Source organism: Pseudomonas sp. YJ42, assembly GCF_047225135.1.
Classification (GTDB): Bacteria; Pseudomonadota; Gammaproteobacteria; order Pseudomonadales; family Pseudomonadaceae; genus Stutzerimonas; species Stutzerimonas stutzeri_E.
The window spans coordinates 1,041,564-1,056,512 of record NZ_CP178378.1 but is presented as its reverse complement, the minus strand read 5'-3'; the positions used below and the strand labels follow the sequence as shown (position 1 = coordinate 1,056,512).

Sequence of the window (14,949 nt, the reverse complement as noted above, 5' to 3'; positions counted from 1 at the left end):
TGCTCAGGCTGCCTGGCGCAGCGATGAGGGTTAGCGTGGATATAGCGGTGGCAAGGCGCCGGTTTCCTGCTCGCTGGTTTCGGGCTGCGCAGTCGGCAGGCTCTGGATGGCCTGCCACAGCGCTTCACCCTGCCAGCGCTGGCCGGTCTCGCTGTAGAGCGCACCATTCAGGCCATCGAGTGCGTCTGATAAAGGGACGAAGCGTGCGGCCATGTCGGCCAAGGTTTCAGGTTGCTGACGCGCCCAGGCGTCGAGCGCGTGACGAGTCGCCTGGGTATCGTTGGCCAGGCATGCGCGTTTGAGGTCGTCGAGCAGGCTGCGGGGCGTGGGGCCGCTCTGAACGGTGCGAATCACCGCCGGCTGACTGCGGGCTCGCAGCCATAGGCCGAAACCGAGCAGGGTGGTCAGGGCCAGCACGGCGCTGCTCAGCTGCCATGGCCACAGCCGGTGCGCCTGGGCTTGCGGTTGCGGTGTATCGGCGTTTTCTTGCGAGGGCTGCTGAAGCTCGGGGTTGTCTGCAATCTGCAGCGCTCGTTCGGGGAGTGCGCTGCGCTCCAGTCGGTCTTCGACGGTGTTCCACCAGACCAGCTCCACGGGCGGCAGAACAAGATCACCGGCTCGCGTCGCCACCAGCGCCTCACGCTGTTCGCGGCTGCCGTTGACGCCATCTTCGCTGACCGCATCGTTCAGGCTCGGTTGGTCGGGATAGCGGCGCAGTCCTGGAACCGTTGGCGATTCGACCGGGGGCAGCTGCGCACTGGACAGACCCTCTGCTTTCACCAGCAGGCTGCGTGTCAGCGCCTCGCCGAGTTGTGCATCCTGCGGCTGCGGGCTCCAGGCTTCGACCAGGGTCAGATTGGTCGCCGGGAGCCAGGGGGCATCGGCGGGGTATTCGGCCGGCTTGGGTTTGACCTGCAGTGGGATCTCCGGCGATTTCACTTGAGTGGATTTGCCGAAGCGAGAGCCATAGTAGTCGCCATTGCCGGCGACCGTAGTTGCGCTGAACAGCTGAGCAGGAATACTCAGCGTGCCGCTTTTCTGCGGAAACAGCGCATAGCGGATTTCGATCACGCCATGACGAATGCCGTTGATGTCTTTTTCGTAGGTCCGCGGCTCGCCGAGCCGCTCGACCAACGCGTCGCTCATCTTCAAGGGCGAGAGCGTGCTGTCGTCATAGAGCGATACGGAATGGTAAATGCGCAGGGTCAGCACCACCTGCGCTTGTACATAGACACTGTCGTGATCGAGGCTGGAGTCGATGAATATCGGGGCGAGCGTATCGCCACCCCCGGGGCTGGGTTCGGTGACGTTGAGGGTGATCGGCTCGCTGCGCCAGTCGCCCAGCTGCAGCGGTGGAATGATCACGTAGCCGGTTTGCCGGGGCTGCAGGGTGATCAGCCAACGGGTGATTGCGCGCGCCTCGCCGTTGGCCCCGGATAGCTGGTTGTCCTGACGGGTACCGAGCACCTTGAAGAGACCCTCGAGTGGCTGCAGGTCGGGTTTGCCGAATACGGTGGCGTCCGCGGTTTCGAGTGTCAGCTCGACCATTTCGTCCAGGCTCAATTGCGTGCGGTCGACCCGGGCGATCAACGCAGCGGCATTCGCCTGGAAACCGAGCAGGAGCAAAAATACCAGTGCCGTCAGCCGCTTCATCGATTCATTTCCTGGCGCTTGCGTTGTTCGTAAAGAAATTTGCGGCGCAGCAGCTCGCCGGGGTTGTCGGGAATCTTGCGCAGCCACTGGTTCATCGCTTGGTCCTGCTCTGGATCGAAAGGCGCTTCCCGGGGCTGAGCAAGCGCTTCGTCTGCTTCGTCCTGTTCGTCTGGCACAGGGGATTCGGTTGGCGCAGCGTCTGCTGCATCGTTGCCCTTGCTGGAATCGTCCTGGCCGGATGCGTCGGGCGCGTCAGGCTGAGCAGCAGTGGCGCTGTTGCTCGATGACTTCTGCTCGGTTTGGCGAGCCTCTGGCGGTTCATCCTGCGCGGGCTCGTTCGAGGTCTGCTCTTGCTCTTGCTCCTGACGTTGACGCAGGGCGGCTTCAACGGTGGCTTTGTTGCGACGGGCCGGTTCCAGCTCCGGGTCGAGCTCCAATGCCTGATCATAGGCTTCTATGGCCGCTTCCAGTTCCTCATTGCGCGCCAGTGCATTACCACGGTTGTAATGGTCCGCTGCGGTATCGCCTTTGGCGAACTGCTTGGCGGCACCGGCAAAGTCACCCGCCTGGTAGCGGGCGTAGCCTTGCCATTGAGGGTCTTCGAAGCGCTCCGCTGCCTCGGCTGGACGTTGGGCTTCCAGCAGTCGCATGCCTTGCTGATCCGGCCGTAGCCATAGGTCCTGCATGCTCAGTGCGCTGGCGGGTTGCGGTATGACGATCAACAGCGGCAGGCAGAAAAGCCAACCGCGGCGCCCTCCACACGCGGCCAGCAACAGCAGCGGCAACAGCAGCCAGTAGCCTTGATCGAGCCAGGTATCGAGACGGGTCGAGTCATCCTGAGTCACTAGCGCGCCGCTGCGCTCCAGCAAACCGAGGCCTGCTAAGTCGCTGTCATCGATACGTGCCTGCTGATAGCGGCCTTCGATGCTGTTCGCGAAGCGGCGCATCGCGCCGTCATCCAACCGTGGGATCAGAATGGCGCCCGTTTCGTCCTTGAGGAAGCTGCCATCTTCGTTGGCGATGGGGGCGCCTTGCGCGGTACCGACGCCCAGAATAAGCAGTTGCTGATCGCTGTCCTCGAGCACGCTACGAATCGCGGTGCGCTCCTGTTCGTTCAGGCTGCTGCCGATCAACAGCAACCGACCGCGCCCATTCGCCCCTCGTGCAAGGAGTTCGATGCCATGCGCCACGGCCAGCTCCGCGCGGTGGCCGGGCTCCGGCATCAGGTCAGGCTGGAGGGCATCCAGTAGGTTCTGCGTCGTGGCGATATCGTTGGACAGCGGCACCAGGGTATGGGCGCTTCCGGCGAATGCAACTACCGCGGTTTGGGCATCGTCACGCGTGTGCAGCAGATCGAGAATCTTGCGCTTGGCCTGCTCCAGGCGATTGGGGCGGACATCGGCCGCGAGCATGGCCGGCGTGGTTTCCAGCAGTATCACCAGCGGATCGACACGTGACAGGTTGGGCTGTTCGGCATGCTGCCAACTCGGCCCCAGCAGCGCCACGCAGGCAAGCAGCCAGGCCGTACCGAGCAGCAGCCAGGGACGCCTGCTGTTGCGCAATTTGCCACGTGTCAGCAACGCAGCATGAAAGGCTTCGGGCAACAGGCGCTGCCAGCGGCCAATCTGCCGTTGACGATGCCAGAGTCGCCACAGCAGCCAGGCGAGTAGCGGCAGGATCAACAGCCAGAAGGGCCTGAGCACGTGGGGCAGCGCGTCGATCACAGCTGCTCCCCGCGCCAGATGAGGCGTTGCAATGCCGGCCTCCAGAGGCTGTTCGCCACCAGCAGCAGGCTGATCAACAATGCCGCTGACAGTGGCCAGACGTAGAGCGCATCGGCGACGCGTGCCTGGGCCGGCTGTTGTGCGGCCGGTTCGAGCTGATCGAGCGTGTCGCCAATGGCCTTCAGCTCGCTGCTCGAGCGTGCTCGGAAGTAATCGCCGCCAGTTCGCTCGGCAATTGCCCGCAGGGTTGGTTCGTCCAGCTCGGCACCCACGAAGCCGAAGCGCTGAAGTACGCCGCCAGCCTCCGCATCAGAGCCAATGCCGATGGTATGTATCCTGACGCCTTCTTCTGCAGCGAGGCGAGCGGCCAGCAGCGGGTCGAGCTCTCCGCCGTTGTTGGCACCGTCCGTGATCAACACCAGCACTCGGCTTTGCGCCGGACGCTCGCGCAGCCGCTTGATCGCCAGGCCGATGGCATCGCCGATGGCGGTGTTGCCGCCGGCGATACCGATCGCGGCCTCGTCGAGCCAGGTGCGCACGGTCTGTCGGTCGAAGGTCAGCGGTGCCTGCAGGTAGGCTTTGCTGCCGAAGAGAATCAGTCCGACGCGGTCGCCACGCCGCTCGATGATGAAATTGCCGAGCAGATGCTTGACCAGTTCCAGCCGACTGACCTCGTCGCCCTCCCATTGCATGTCCGGGTAGTCCATCGAGCCGGAGACGTCTACAGCCAGCAGCAGATCACGACCACTGGTGGGCAGCGGCAGGGGTTCGCCGAGCCATTGCGGCCGGGCGGCGGCCAATAACAGCAGCAACCAGACCACCAGATAGGGAAGTTGTTGACGCCACGCGGGAAGCGCGACGCCGGCGCGACGGCCGGCCAGCGGTTCCAGTTCTCCGATGAAACTGACCTTCAGCGCGGCATCGCCGCTGTCGGCGGCCGGCAGCAGCCAGCGCAACACCCAGGGTAGCGGCAGCAGGAGAAAAATCCACGGCCACGCCAGTTCAAACATGCTTGCGAATCCAGATCTGCACGGCCTGCTCCAAACCCTGGATGGCCTTGTCGTCCAGTTGGCATTCGGCGCGGTAAACCCCTTCGACCAGCACCATCCAGCGCGTCAGGCCGGCTGCCGGGCAACGACTGTCGAGAAACGCCAGCCAGGCACGGCCGCTGAGCGTATGCGGGTGATCGTCCGGATAGCGGGTGCGACAGAGGCGTTTGAGCAGCCCGTTGAGCTGCTGCAGCCACTGATTGGCCGGCTGGCCCCCGTAGGGCTTGTTCAACTGAGCGAGCTCGTCCAATGCGATCTGCCGCTGGGGGTCGACGGTCACTTCGGCTTCGACTTTCGCTCGTTGTCGCCGTTGCCATGGGCGCAAACGCAGTAGCAGAAGTACGCTGAGCATCAGCGCGGCGACGAACCACCAGCCGGGCGCCGGAGGCCACCCACTGATCGGGGCGGGTGCGATCAGCGGCTCGAGCTGATCAAGGGAACTCATCGATGCGCTCCGGGATGTTGCACGCTGAGGTGCTCGCGTAGCTGGTCGACCAGATCACGCTGGGTATCCAGCGGCATCAGTGGCAGCCGCAGACGATCGGCCAGGCGCCGCCAGCGGGCGGTGCGGGCTTCGCCCTGGAGTCGGTAGGCCTGGCGGATGGCCGCATCGTGGCTGTCCAGTTCCAACCGCGCGCCGAACTGGGCAAAGCGCAACAGGCCGGCGGCAGGTAAGGCATGGTCGAGCGGATCGAATACCGGGACCAGTAACAGGTCGACGTGGCGGGCGAGCAGGCTCAGCTGCTGTTCAGCGGCATCGCTCAGGGCGCGCTCGTCACAGATGATCACCGCCAGGCTGCCGGGACGCAGCACTTCGCGAGCGCGTCTCAATGCCAGCCCGAAGGCATCCGCATCGCTGCTCTGGTCGGTACTCAACCCGGTGTTGGCGCGGGCCAGACGATCGAGTAGTTGAAGCAGACTCTGCTTGCTGCGTCGAGGTTTGATCTCATGGTGTTCGCCGTGGCCGAACACCAGCCCACCGACACGGTCGTTATGGCTCAGTGCGGCCCAGCCGACCAGACTCGCCGCCTGCGCGGCGAGCACGGATTTGAAGGCCAGGCCGCTACCGAAGAACAATCGCGAGCTCTGTTCCACAAGGATATAAATGGGCCGCTCGCGCTCCTCGTGGAACAGTTTGGTGTGCGGTTCCTGAGTGCGCGCCGTTACCCGCCAGTCGATGGTGCGGACATCATCGCCCGCCTGATAGATACGCACCTGATCGAAGTCCACCCCGCGTCCGCGGAGCTTCGAATGATGCAACCCGACCAGTGGACTGCGACGGTGCGGACTGGAGAACAACGGGACTTCGCGAACCCGATGACGAATATCGATCAGCTCGGCCAGGCTCACGTGAACTCCCTCGCCGGGCGAGGGCGGAGCGTGGCGGGCGACCGACGGCAAGGGGTGCATCAGGCCACCGCCACGACGTCGAGGATGCGCTGCAGCACCCGATCCTGGTCGATGCCGGCGGCTTCTGCTTCGAACGAGAGAATCAGGCGATGGCGCAGCACGTCGAATAGCATGGCCTGAATGTCTTCCGGGCTGACGAAATCGCGGCCCGCGAGCCAAGCGTGGGCGCGGGCACAGCGATCCAGCGAAATCGAGCCACGGGGGCTGGCACCGTAGGCGATCCAGCCGGCCAGCTCGGCGTCGAACTTGGCGGGGGTGCGGGTCGCCATCACCAGCTGCACCAGGTATTCCTCCACCGCATCGGCCATGTACAGGCCGAGGATTTCCTTGCGCGCGGCGAAGATCGCCTGCTGCGAGACACGGTGGTCGGGCGGTGTCTCGCCGTGAATGGCCTCGCCACGGGCCTGCTGCAAAATACGTCGCTCCACTGAGGCATCGGGGAAGCCAAGCTTCACATGTAGCAGGAAGCGATCGAGCTGCGCTTCGGGCAGGGGGTAGGTGCCTTCCTGTTCGATGGGGTTCTGCGTGGCCATCACCAGAAACAGCGGCGACAGGTCGTAGGTGCTGCGGCCGACACTGACCTGGCGCTCGGCCATGGCTTCGAGCAGCGCCGACTGCACTTTCGCCGGGGCGCGGTTGATTTCGTCGGCCAGCACCAGGTTGTGAAAGATGGGGCCCTGCTGAAAAACGAAGCTGCCGGTTTCCGGACGGTAGATCTCCGTTCCGGTGATATCGGCTGGAAGCAGATCGGGGGTGAACTGGATGCGATGGAACTCGGCTTCGAGGCCGCCTGCCAGTTCTTTGATCGCGCGGGTTTTGGCCAGGCCCGGGGCGCCTTCGACGAGTAAATGGCCGTCGGCCAGCAATGCGATCAGCAGCCGCTCGATGAGCCGTTCCTGGCCAAGAATCTGAGTTGAAAGAAACTGTCGCAGCGCGACTATTGCTTCACGGTGGTCCATCGCGGGGCTCTTCTGCTGGGGCGTGTCTGGGCGGGCGCTCGACGGTCACGACTTTAATTCATTTGCCGAGCGACAGGCTATGCGCGGCTCGGCAACTTCGTCACACCAGGGTTGGCCGACCGCAACTCAGGGAGGGGGTATGCCTCTATCGTCACATTGACAAATTAAATGTGACGGCACAGCCGCTGGCGACGCCAGACAAGGGAGGCACGCGTGAATGCAATCCGTGTCTTCTGAACTAACGTTGAACTTACACGTTGCGTTGCCAGTCAGGTGCCGCGACTGCCTTAGTCGAATTCAAAGCCAGAATGGAGCGAAAAAATGGCGTTCTTTACAGCTGCCAGCAAAGCCGACTTTCAGCAACAACTGCAAGTGGCGTTGGCGCAGCATGTCGACGAGAAACTTCTGCCACAAGTGGGACTTTTCGCCGAGCAATTCTTCGGGATCGTTGCGCTGCCCGAGCTCACCGAGCGGCGCATGACCGATCTGGTCGGTTCGACGCTGGCCAGTTGGCGTCTGCTGGAGCGTTTCGATCCGGGCAGCCCGGAAGTTCACGTGTTCAACCCTGACTATGAGAAACATGGATGGCAATCGACCCATAGCGTGGTCGAGGTGCTGCATCCGGATATGCCGTTCCTGGTTGACTCGGTGCGGATGGAGCTGACCCGCCGCGGCTACGCGATCCACACCCTGCAGAACAGCGTGCTGCAGGTCCGCCGGGATGCCGATGGCAGCTTGGTTGAATTGTTGCCCAAAGGCAGTTCCGGCGAAGGCAGCGAAGCCGAGTCGCTGATATTCGTCGAGATCGATCGCTGCGCCAACGCCGCTGCCTTGCGCGAATTGGAGCAGTCGCTGCATGGCGTGCTCGCCGACGTCCGGATCACCGTGAATGATTTCCCGTCGATGAAGGCCAAGGCCGAGGAACACTACGCCCGGCTGAGCGCGTCACAGCAACAGGGCGGTGACGAGCAACTGGTCGAGATCATGGATTTCATGCGCTGGCTCGCTGACGATCACTTCACGTTCCTCGGCTATGAGGAGTTCGTCGTAGTAGACCAGGGCGAAGGCGGTCGCATCGTCTATGACGAGTCTTCGCTGCTGGGATTGTCACGCACTTTGCGTACAGGCCTGGAGGAACATGATCAGCTGATCATGCCGCCGGCTTTGGCCTATTTGCGTCAGCCGTTACTGCTGTCATTCGCCAAGGCGGCCACACCCAGCCGGGTTCACCGGCCAGCCTACCCGGATTTCGTCTCCATTCGGGAGTTCGACGAGCAAGGCCGTGTGGTCAAGGAGTGCCGCTTCCTTGGTCTCTTTACCTCTTCGGTCTACACCCAGAGTGTGCGCCGAATCCCCTATATCCGTAGCAAGGTCGCAGAGGTCGTCGAGCATTCCCATTTCGACGATTCTGCACACCTGGCCAAGGAACTGATTCAGGTCCTCGAAGTGCTGCCGCGCGACGAACTGTTCCAGATGACCATCGAGCAGCTCTTCGACACGGCGATCGCCATCGTGCAGATCCAGGAGCGCAACAAACTGCGTTTGTTCCTGCGCATCGATCCCTATGGCCGTTTCTGCTATTGCCTGGCGTACGTGCCGCGTGACAGCTATTCGACCGAAACGCGATTGCGCATCCAGCAGGTTCTGGTCGATCGGCTGGAAGCCAGCGATTGCGAATTCTCCACCTATTTCTCCGAATCGGTATTGATCCGCGTGCAGTTCCTGCTACGCCTGGATCCGAACAAGCAGGTCCAGTTCGATCCGGTGCAGTTGGAGCGGGAAGTAGTGCAAGCCTGCCGCACCTGGCAGGACGATTACTCCAGCGTGGTAGTCGAGCGTTTCGGCGAAGCGCAGGGAACCGGCATCCTCGCCGATTTCCCCAAGGGTTTCCCGGCCGGCTACCGTGAGCGCTTCGCTCCGCATTCGGCTGCCGTCGACATGCAGCACGTGCTCAGCCTGAACGAAGAGCGGCCGCTGGTGATGAGCTTTTACCAGCCGATCACGGCGGTGGAAAACCGCCTGCACTGCAAGCTCTATCACCTGAACACGCCGCTGCCTTTGTCGGACATGCTGCCCATTCTGGAGAACCTCGGCCTGCGGGTGCTGGGTGAGTTTCCATTCCATCTGCGGCGCAAGGACGGGCGCGAATACTGGATTCACGATTTCGCCTTCACCTATGCCGAAGGTCTGGAAATCGACCTGATGGAAATCAATGAACCGCTGCAGGATGCGTTCATTCATATCCATAACGGCCAGGCGGAAAACGATGCGTTCAACCGGCTGGTGCTCACCGCGGGCCTTACCTGGCGCGAAGTGGCTTTGTTGCGGGCCTATGGGCGCTATCTCAAGCAGATTCGCATGGGCTTCGATCTGGGCTATATCGCCAGCGCGCTCGTCAATCACACCGATATCGCCCGTGAACTGGTGCGCTTGTTCAAGACGCGCTTCTACCTTGCCCGCAAGCTCGGCGAAGAGGATCTGGCGGACAAGCAGGCACGGCTCGAGCAGGCAATCATCACCGCTCTGGATGACGTCGCTGTGCTCAACGAGGACCGCATCCTGCGCCGCTATCTGGCGCTGATCAAAGCGACCCTGCGGACCAACTTCTACCAGACTGATGCCAGCGGCAAACCGAAAAGCTACTTCAGCTTCAAGCTCGATCCGCGCTCAATCCCGGAGATGCCACGGCCAGCGCCGAAATTCGAAATCTTCGTGTACTCGCCGCGTGTTGAAGGCGTGCATCTGCGTGGCGGCAAGGTGGCGCGCGGCGGGCTGCGCTGGTCGGATCGCGAAGAAGATTACCGCACCGAAGTGCTGGGGCTGGTCAAGGCGCAGCAGGTGAAGAACGCCATCATTGTGCCGGGCGGGGCCAAAGGTGGTTTCGTACCGCGCCGGCTGCCGACAAGCGGCTCGCGCGATGAAGTGCTGGCCGAAGGTATCGCCTGCTACCGCATCTTTATCAGCGGGTTGCTGGATATCACCGACAACCTCAAGGACGGCAATGTCGTGCCGCCGGCTAATGTGCTGCGTTACGACGAAGACGACCCTTATCTCGTGGTGGCAGCCGACAAGGGCACCGCGACCTTTTCCGATATTGCCAACGGCATTGCCGCAGAGTACGACTTCTGGCTGGGCGATGCCTTTGCCTCTGGCGGCTCGGCAGGTTACGACCACAAGAAGATGGGCATCACTGCCAAGGGCGCCTGGGTCTCGGTCCAGCGACATTTCCGTGAGCGCGGGATCGACGTTCAACGTGACCCGGTCAGCGTGATCGGTATCGGCGACATGGCCGGCGATGTATTCGGCAACGGTCTGTTGATGTCCGAGACGCTTCAACTGGTCGCCGCGTTCAACCACCTGCACATCTTCATCGATCCTGATCCGGATGCAGCGCGCAGTTTCATCGAGCGCAAGCGTCTATTCGATCTGCCGCGTTCCTCCTGGACAGATTACGATGCTTCGCTGATCTCGGCGGGCGGCGGCGTTTTCCCGCGTTCGGCCAAGCGCATTGCGATCACGCCGCAGATGAAGGCACGGTTCGAGATCGAAGCTGACCAGCTGACCCCGGCCGAGTTGATCCACGCGTTGCTCAAGGCGCCGGTGGATCTGCTCTGGAACGGCGGCATCGGCACCTACGTCAAGAGCAGCTTGGAGAGCCATGCGGATGTCGGCGACAAGGCCAACGACGTGTTGCGCGTCAACGGCAACGAGCTGCGTGCGAAAGTGATCGGCGAGGGCGGAAACCTTGGGATCACCCAGCTGGGTCGCGTCGAATACTGCCTGCACGGCGGCGCGGCGAATACCGACTTCATCGACAACGCCGGTGGGGTCAACTGTTCGGACCATGAAGTCAACATCAAGATCCTGCTCAACGAGATCGTCAGCGCCGGCGATATGACTGGAAAGCAGCGCAATCAGCTGCTGTTCGAGATGACCGACGCGGTAGCCGAGCTGGTGCTGCATGACAACTACAAGCAAACCCAGGCGCTCTCACAGGCGGAACACCGCGCTCGCGAGGGCGGGGGTGAATACAAGCGGCTGATCAGCGCCCTCGAAGCCGACGGGCTGCTGGACCGTGCGCTTGAGTTCCTGCCCAACGATGACGCGCTCGCCGAGCGCGCAAACCAAGGCAAGGGCCTGACGCGCGCGGAGCTGTCGGTGCTCATCTCGTATAGCAAGATCGATCTGAAGGACGCGCTGCTGCAATCTCGCGTACCGGATGACGCCTATCTGGCGCGAGAAATGGAAAGTGCGTTCCCGCAGCTGCTGGCTGAGCAGTATCGCCCGGCGATGCTACAGCACCGCCTCAAGCGCGAAATCGTCAGCACTCAGATCGCCAACGACCTGATCAACAACATGGGCATCACTTTCGTTCAACGGCTCCGAGAAGCGACCGGCGTGAGCGCTGCGAACGTTGCCGGCGCTTATGTGATCGTTCGTGACGTTTTCCATCTGCCACACTGGTTCCGTCAGATCGAGGCGCTGGATTACAAGGTCCCGGCCGAACTCCAGCTCAACCTCATGGAGGAACTCATGCGGCTGGGCCGCCGCGCGACCCGCTGGTTCCTGCGCAACCGTCGCAACGAGTTGGATGCGGCGCGTGACGTCGGGCATTTCGGCCCACGTGTGGCGGCGCTCGGGCTGAAGCTCGATTCATTGTTGCAAGGTGGAACGCGTGAGCTCTGGCAGGCCCGTTACGAGCGGTATACGGAAGCAGGCGTCCCCGAACTGTTGGCGCGAATGGTGGCCGGTACCAACCATCTGTACACGCTGCTGCCCATTCTGGAAGCCGCTGATGAAACCGGTCAGCCCCCGGCTGACGTGGCGGCGGCTTATTTTGCCGTTGGCGGCGCGCTGGAGCTGCCTTGGTATCTGCAGCAGATCACCGGGTTGCCGGTCGAAAACAACTGGCAGGCGCTGGCACGGGAAGGTTTCCGCGATGATCTCGACAGCCAGCAGCGCGCCATCACCGTGTCGGTGCTGCAGATGAGCGACGCGCCTGACGATCTGGATGCCCGGGTTCAGCTCTGGCTGGAACAGCGGGAATATCAGGTCGAGCGTTGGCGGCGGATGTTGGTCGAGCTGCGCGGTGCAAGCAGCGTCGACTATGCCATGTACGCCGTCGCTGGGCGTGAGCTGCAGGATCTGGCGCTGGACAGCGCACGACGTTAATGACCAATCAGCCGCCTGATGTTTAGGGCGGTGATCGGTTGACAAGTAAAACGCCGGTGCATTGCACCGGCGTTTTGCGTTCAGCTGTGGGTGTCAGAGGCGCGCAACGCGCCAGTGTGCGGCCTGGCGTTGGGTCGCCAGTCACGATCAGTCCGCTTGCGCCGTCCGGTTGCCAAGGCGGAATCTGGTGATTTGGGGCAAGCCGCGCAGATAGCGAACCAAGTCGGGCGCGCCGGCAAGCTTGAGTCCCTCGCCGAGGGCATTGGCGGCGGGTTGTTGCTTGTCGAGCAGAAGCAGCTCGGAGTTGTTGGCGTTGCGTAGCAGCGTCAAGCGCGCGTAAGGGATCTTCGCATCAAGCAGCAGGCCCATAAACTCGCGATCGTCCCAGGCTTGCGCCGGCATGGTCACAGCGTGGTACTCGCTGTCCAGCGCCTGCAGTCCCGCTGCATCGAGCCGGTAGTCGGTCAGCTCGCAGGGCAGGTTCACCTCAAGCCCTCGTAGCCGCGCATAGGCAATGGCACAGGCGAAGGCTTCGGCATGATGTTCTCCCGACCAGTAAATTCGCTCGCCGAGCCAGCTCGCCTGACGAAGCTCGATCGGAGCCTGGGTCTGGAAGTCGGGCAGGGCGGCGGTAATGGTCCGCACGAAGTCCCGGTAACTGATCACGCGCAACTGGCGGCACGCCTGGGTGGCGGCAAAGGCTTCGAACGTCGGATAGATAGTGCCATCGATGCTCTGCCCGCCGAGGCCGTCAATCTGCCGAAGGTCGAGTGCTGGATGGGCGCTCTGCTCTCGGCGCACGAGCCGCGTCAAGGCCGCGCGAGCTTTTGCCTTGTCTTCCTGGATCGGTCCGGAAAGCGCGCTTCTGGGAAGATCGACGAATCGCTGTAGGCAGGGTCCGTCGTGCCAAAAGATGCTCGGCGTCGGCTCGGAGAGCGGAGCGAAGGGCAACTGGATTTGGCTGGCGCGTTCAAGGATCTGGCGCGGCGACTTGCCGGTCAGTCCGAGGCGCTGAGCAAATTTGACGATTCGGGAGGTCACGGGCGGCATCGGCTCGGGCAAGTTCATCATTGTAGATGAACACGTAGGACAACGGCGGGAGTGTGGCAGAGCCGACGAAGTCGTGCACCGTGTTTGCCGAGCTTTTGTTCTGGATTGAGAGGTTCGGATAGCCTTGGTTTGCCACTGGTTAAGTGCCAATGTGGCAGAATCGCTGTGCTGATCATTGAGGAGCCTCCATGCCAAGCCTCGTGCTGGATATTGCGCTGCCTGCAGAAAAACTGCTGGCTGTCTATCAGGGGCGCGCTAATCGTATCCTAATCAAGAGCCGGGAAGGGACGAGCGTCAGCTTGCCGGCATATCACCTGCGACCCTTTCTGACATCTGTTGGGATATTTGGTTCATTCGAGATGGAATTTGCTCCGGAAGGCAAGCTGATTCGCTTGCGCCGCCTTGATTAGGCGACCTCTCAGAGAGTGGTTCCACATGGTTGGGCTTTACGTTCAACCCGCTGAAAATGCCCCCCGCCTGCTATACTCCCGCGCCACACTTTCCAGGATCTAGGCTGCGTATGTATAACCTGGCCCGCCAGCTGCTATTCAAATTCACTCCCGAGACTTCCCATGAACTCTCGCTCGATCTTATCGGCGCGGGCGGCCGTCTGGGGCTTAATGCCATGCTCAACAAGGCGCCGGCCGGCTTGCCGGTGCGAGTGATGGGATTGGACTTTCCCAACCCTGTGGGGCTGGCGGCCGGACTGGACAAGAATGGCGAGGCGATCCATGGCATGTCTCAGTTGGGGTTCGGCTTTGTCGAAGTGGGCACCGTGACGCCGAGGCCGCAGCCGGGCAATCCGAAGCCGCGCATCTTTCGCCTGCCCGAAGCCGAAGCCATCATCAACCGCATGGGCTTCAACAATCATGGGGTCGACGCGCTGTTGGAAAGAGTCGATGCGGCTCGTTTCAAAGGCATTCTGGGCATCAATATCGGTAAGAACTTCGATACGCCCGTCGATCGCGCCCAGGATGATTATTTGTTGTGCCTGGACAAGGTCTACCACCAGGCAAGCTACGTCACCGTGAACGTCAGCTCACCGAATACACCAGGGCTGCGCAGCCTGCAGTTCGGTGACTCCCTCAAGCAGCTGCTCGACGCGCTTGGGCAGCGCCGTGAGGATCTCGAGGTGCTGCACGGCAAGCGTGTACCGCTGGCCATCAAGATCGCGCCGGACATGACCGATGAGGAAACCGCATTGGTCGCCGAAGCTGTATTTCAAGCCGGGATGGACGCCATCATCGCGACCAATACGACACTCGGTCGTGACGGTGTCGCCGGGCTTGCCCACGCTGACGAAACTGGCGGACTGTCAGGGGCGCCGGTGCGCGAAAAAAGTACCCACACGGTTAGAGTTCTGGCTGAAACGCTGGCGGGCCGTTTGCCGATCATCGCTGTCGGTGGCATCACCGAAGGGCGGCATGCGGCGGAGAAGATCGAGGCCGGCGCGAGTTTGGTGCAGCTGTATACGGGCTTTATCTACAAGGGGCCAGCACTGATACGCGAGACGGTGGATGCCATCGCAGCGCTGCAATCTCGGAAGGAAGTGAATCGCTGATCTATTTGCTCGGTGGGGCTCCCTGAGGGAGCCCCGGGCTTCAAGCCCGCCGCCCGGGTGGGGCGTGCCAGTTGAAGTCGGTGTGATCGTGTCAGCCGACTGCGTGAAGTTCGTTCAATCGATGAAGACCGGCCGCACCGGTCAGACCGTCCCAGTTGTCGCCGCGGCCCTCTCGCCAGCCGTTAATCCAGGCTTGGCGTACTTCGGGATGAGAAAAAGGACAGAGATCGCGAGATTTGCCGTGTATGCCATGCTGATAACCGCGTAGAAATGCTCGTTCCATCGGATCACGCTTGAGTCTTCTCATTGGGTATTGCCCTCAGTGGTTGACTGGTGTTCCTGTATGACCTCCTAGAGGTCGGCAGATAGAC

Annotated in this window: 11 protein-coding genes; 3 read left to right on the top strand and 8 right to left on the bottom strand. The window is 62.1% G+C overall.

Annotated elements, in window-relative coordinates; genetic code table 11:
* Positions 1-30 precede the first annotated feature (30 nt).
* From ACL0K2_RS04595 to ACL0K2_RS04570, 6 genes are read right to left on the bottom strand one after another with little or no spacing between them, the layout of a single operon-like run.
* Positions 31-1,653 carry a BatD family protein gene (locus ACL0K2_RS04595; RefSeq protein WP_045162460.1) on the bottom strand — a complete coding sequence of 541 codons (1,623 nt, stop codon included), beginning with the start codon at positions 1,651-1,653 and terminating at the stop codon, positions 31-33.
* Entirely contained in the window at positions 1,650-3,377 is a 1,728-nt protein-coding gene (locus ACL0K2_RS04590; RefSeq protein WP_413043904.1) for a VWA domain-containing protein, read from the bottom strand. Before ACL0K2_RS04590 ends, ACL0K2_RS04595 begins: the two co-directional genes overlap by 4 nt.
* A complete protein-coding gene (locus ACL0K2_RS04585; protein WP_045162458.1) occupies positions 3,374-4,387 on the bottom strand; it encodes a vWA domain-containing protein in 1,014 nt (337 codons plus the stop codon). Before ACL0K2_RS04585 ends, ACL0K2_RS04590 begins: the two co-directional genes overlap by 4 nt.
* Positions 4,380-4,871 carry a DUF4381 domain-containing protein gene (locus ACL0K2_RS04580; protein WP_045162457.1) on the bottom strand — a complete coding sequence of 164 codons (492 nt, stop codon included), beginning with the start codon at positions 4,869-4,871 and terminating at the stop codon, positions 4,380-4,382. The genes ACL0K2_RS04585 and ACL0K2_RS04580 overlap by 8 nt, the downstream gene beginning before the upstream one ends.
* Positions 4,868-5,836 carry a DUF58 domain-containing protein gene (locus ACL0K2_RS04575; protein ID WP_045162456.1) on the bottom strand — a complete coding sequence of 323 codons (969 nt, stop codon included), beginning with the start codon at positions 5,834-5,836 and terminating at the stop codon, positions 4,868-4,870. Before ACL0K2_RS04575 ends, ACL0K2_RS04580 begins: the two co-directional genes overlap by 4 nt.
* On the bottom strand, positions 5,836-6,795 hold the full coding sequence (locus ACL0K2_RS04570) for an AAA family ATPase (protein ID WP_025242170.1): 960 nt from the start codon (positions 6,793-6,795) through the stop codon (positions 5,836-5,838). The genes ACL0K2_RS04575 and ACL0K2_RS04570 overlap by 1 nt, the downstream gene beginning before the upstream one ends.
* Before the next feature lie 321 nt (positions 6,796-7,116).
* On the opposite strand from ACL0K2_RS04570, the gene ACL0K2_RS04565 reads away from it, so the two are divergent.
* On the top strand, positions 7,117-11,967 hold the full coding sequence (locus tag ACL0K2_RS04565; RefSeq protein WP_239610574.1) for an NAD-glutamate dehydrogenase: 4,851 nt from the start codon (positions 7,117-7,119) through the stop codon (positions 11,965-11,967).
* A gap of 147 nt (positions 11,968-12,114) precedes the next feature.
* Here ACL0K2_RS04565 and ACL0K2_RS04560 read toward each other — a convergent pair whose 3' ends face one another.
* Positions 12,115-13,038, bottom strand: coding sequence for a DUF6685 family protein (locus ACL0K2_RS04560; RefSeq protein WP_045162454.1), 924 nt, complete (start codon positions 13,036-13,038; stop codon positions 12,115-12,117).
* Between the two features lie 167 nt (positions 13,039-13,205).
* Between ACL0K2_RS04560 and ACL0K2_RS04555 the strand changes: the two genes are divergently transcribed.
* Together ACL0K2_RS04555 and ACL0K2_RS04550 are read left to right on the top strand one after the other, a co-directional pair.
* Positions 13,206-13,427, top strand: coding sequence for a DUF2835 domain-containing protein (locus tag ACL0K2_RS04555; protein ID WP_045162453.1), 222 nt, complete (start codon positions 13,206-13,208; stop codon positions 13,425-13,427).
* Between the two features lie 110 nt (positions 13,428-13,537).
* On the top strand, positions 13,538-14,578 hold the full coding sequence (locus ACL0K2_RS04550; RefSeq protein ID WP_045162452.1) for a quinone-dependent dihydroorotate dehydrogenase: 1,041 nt from the start codon (positions 13,538-13,540) through the stop codon (positions 14,576-14,578).
* Positions 14,579-14,669: 91 nt separating this feature from the next.
* Here ACL0K2_RS04550 and rmf read toward each other — a convergent pair whose 3' ends face one another.
* Positions 14,670-14,885, bottom strand: coding sequence for a ribosome modulation factor (rmf, locus tag ACL0K2_RS04545; RefSeq protein ID WP_021207445.1), 216 nt, complete (start codon positions 14,883-14,885; stop codon positions 14,670-14,672).
* Positions 14,886-14,949 lie beyond the last annotated feature (64 nt).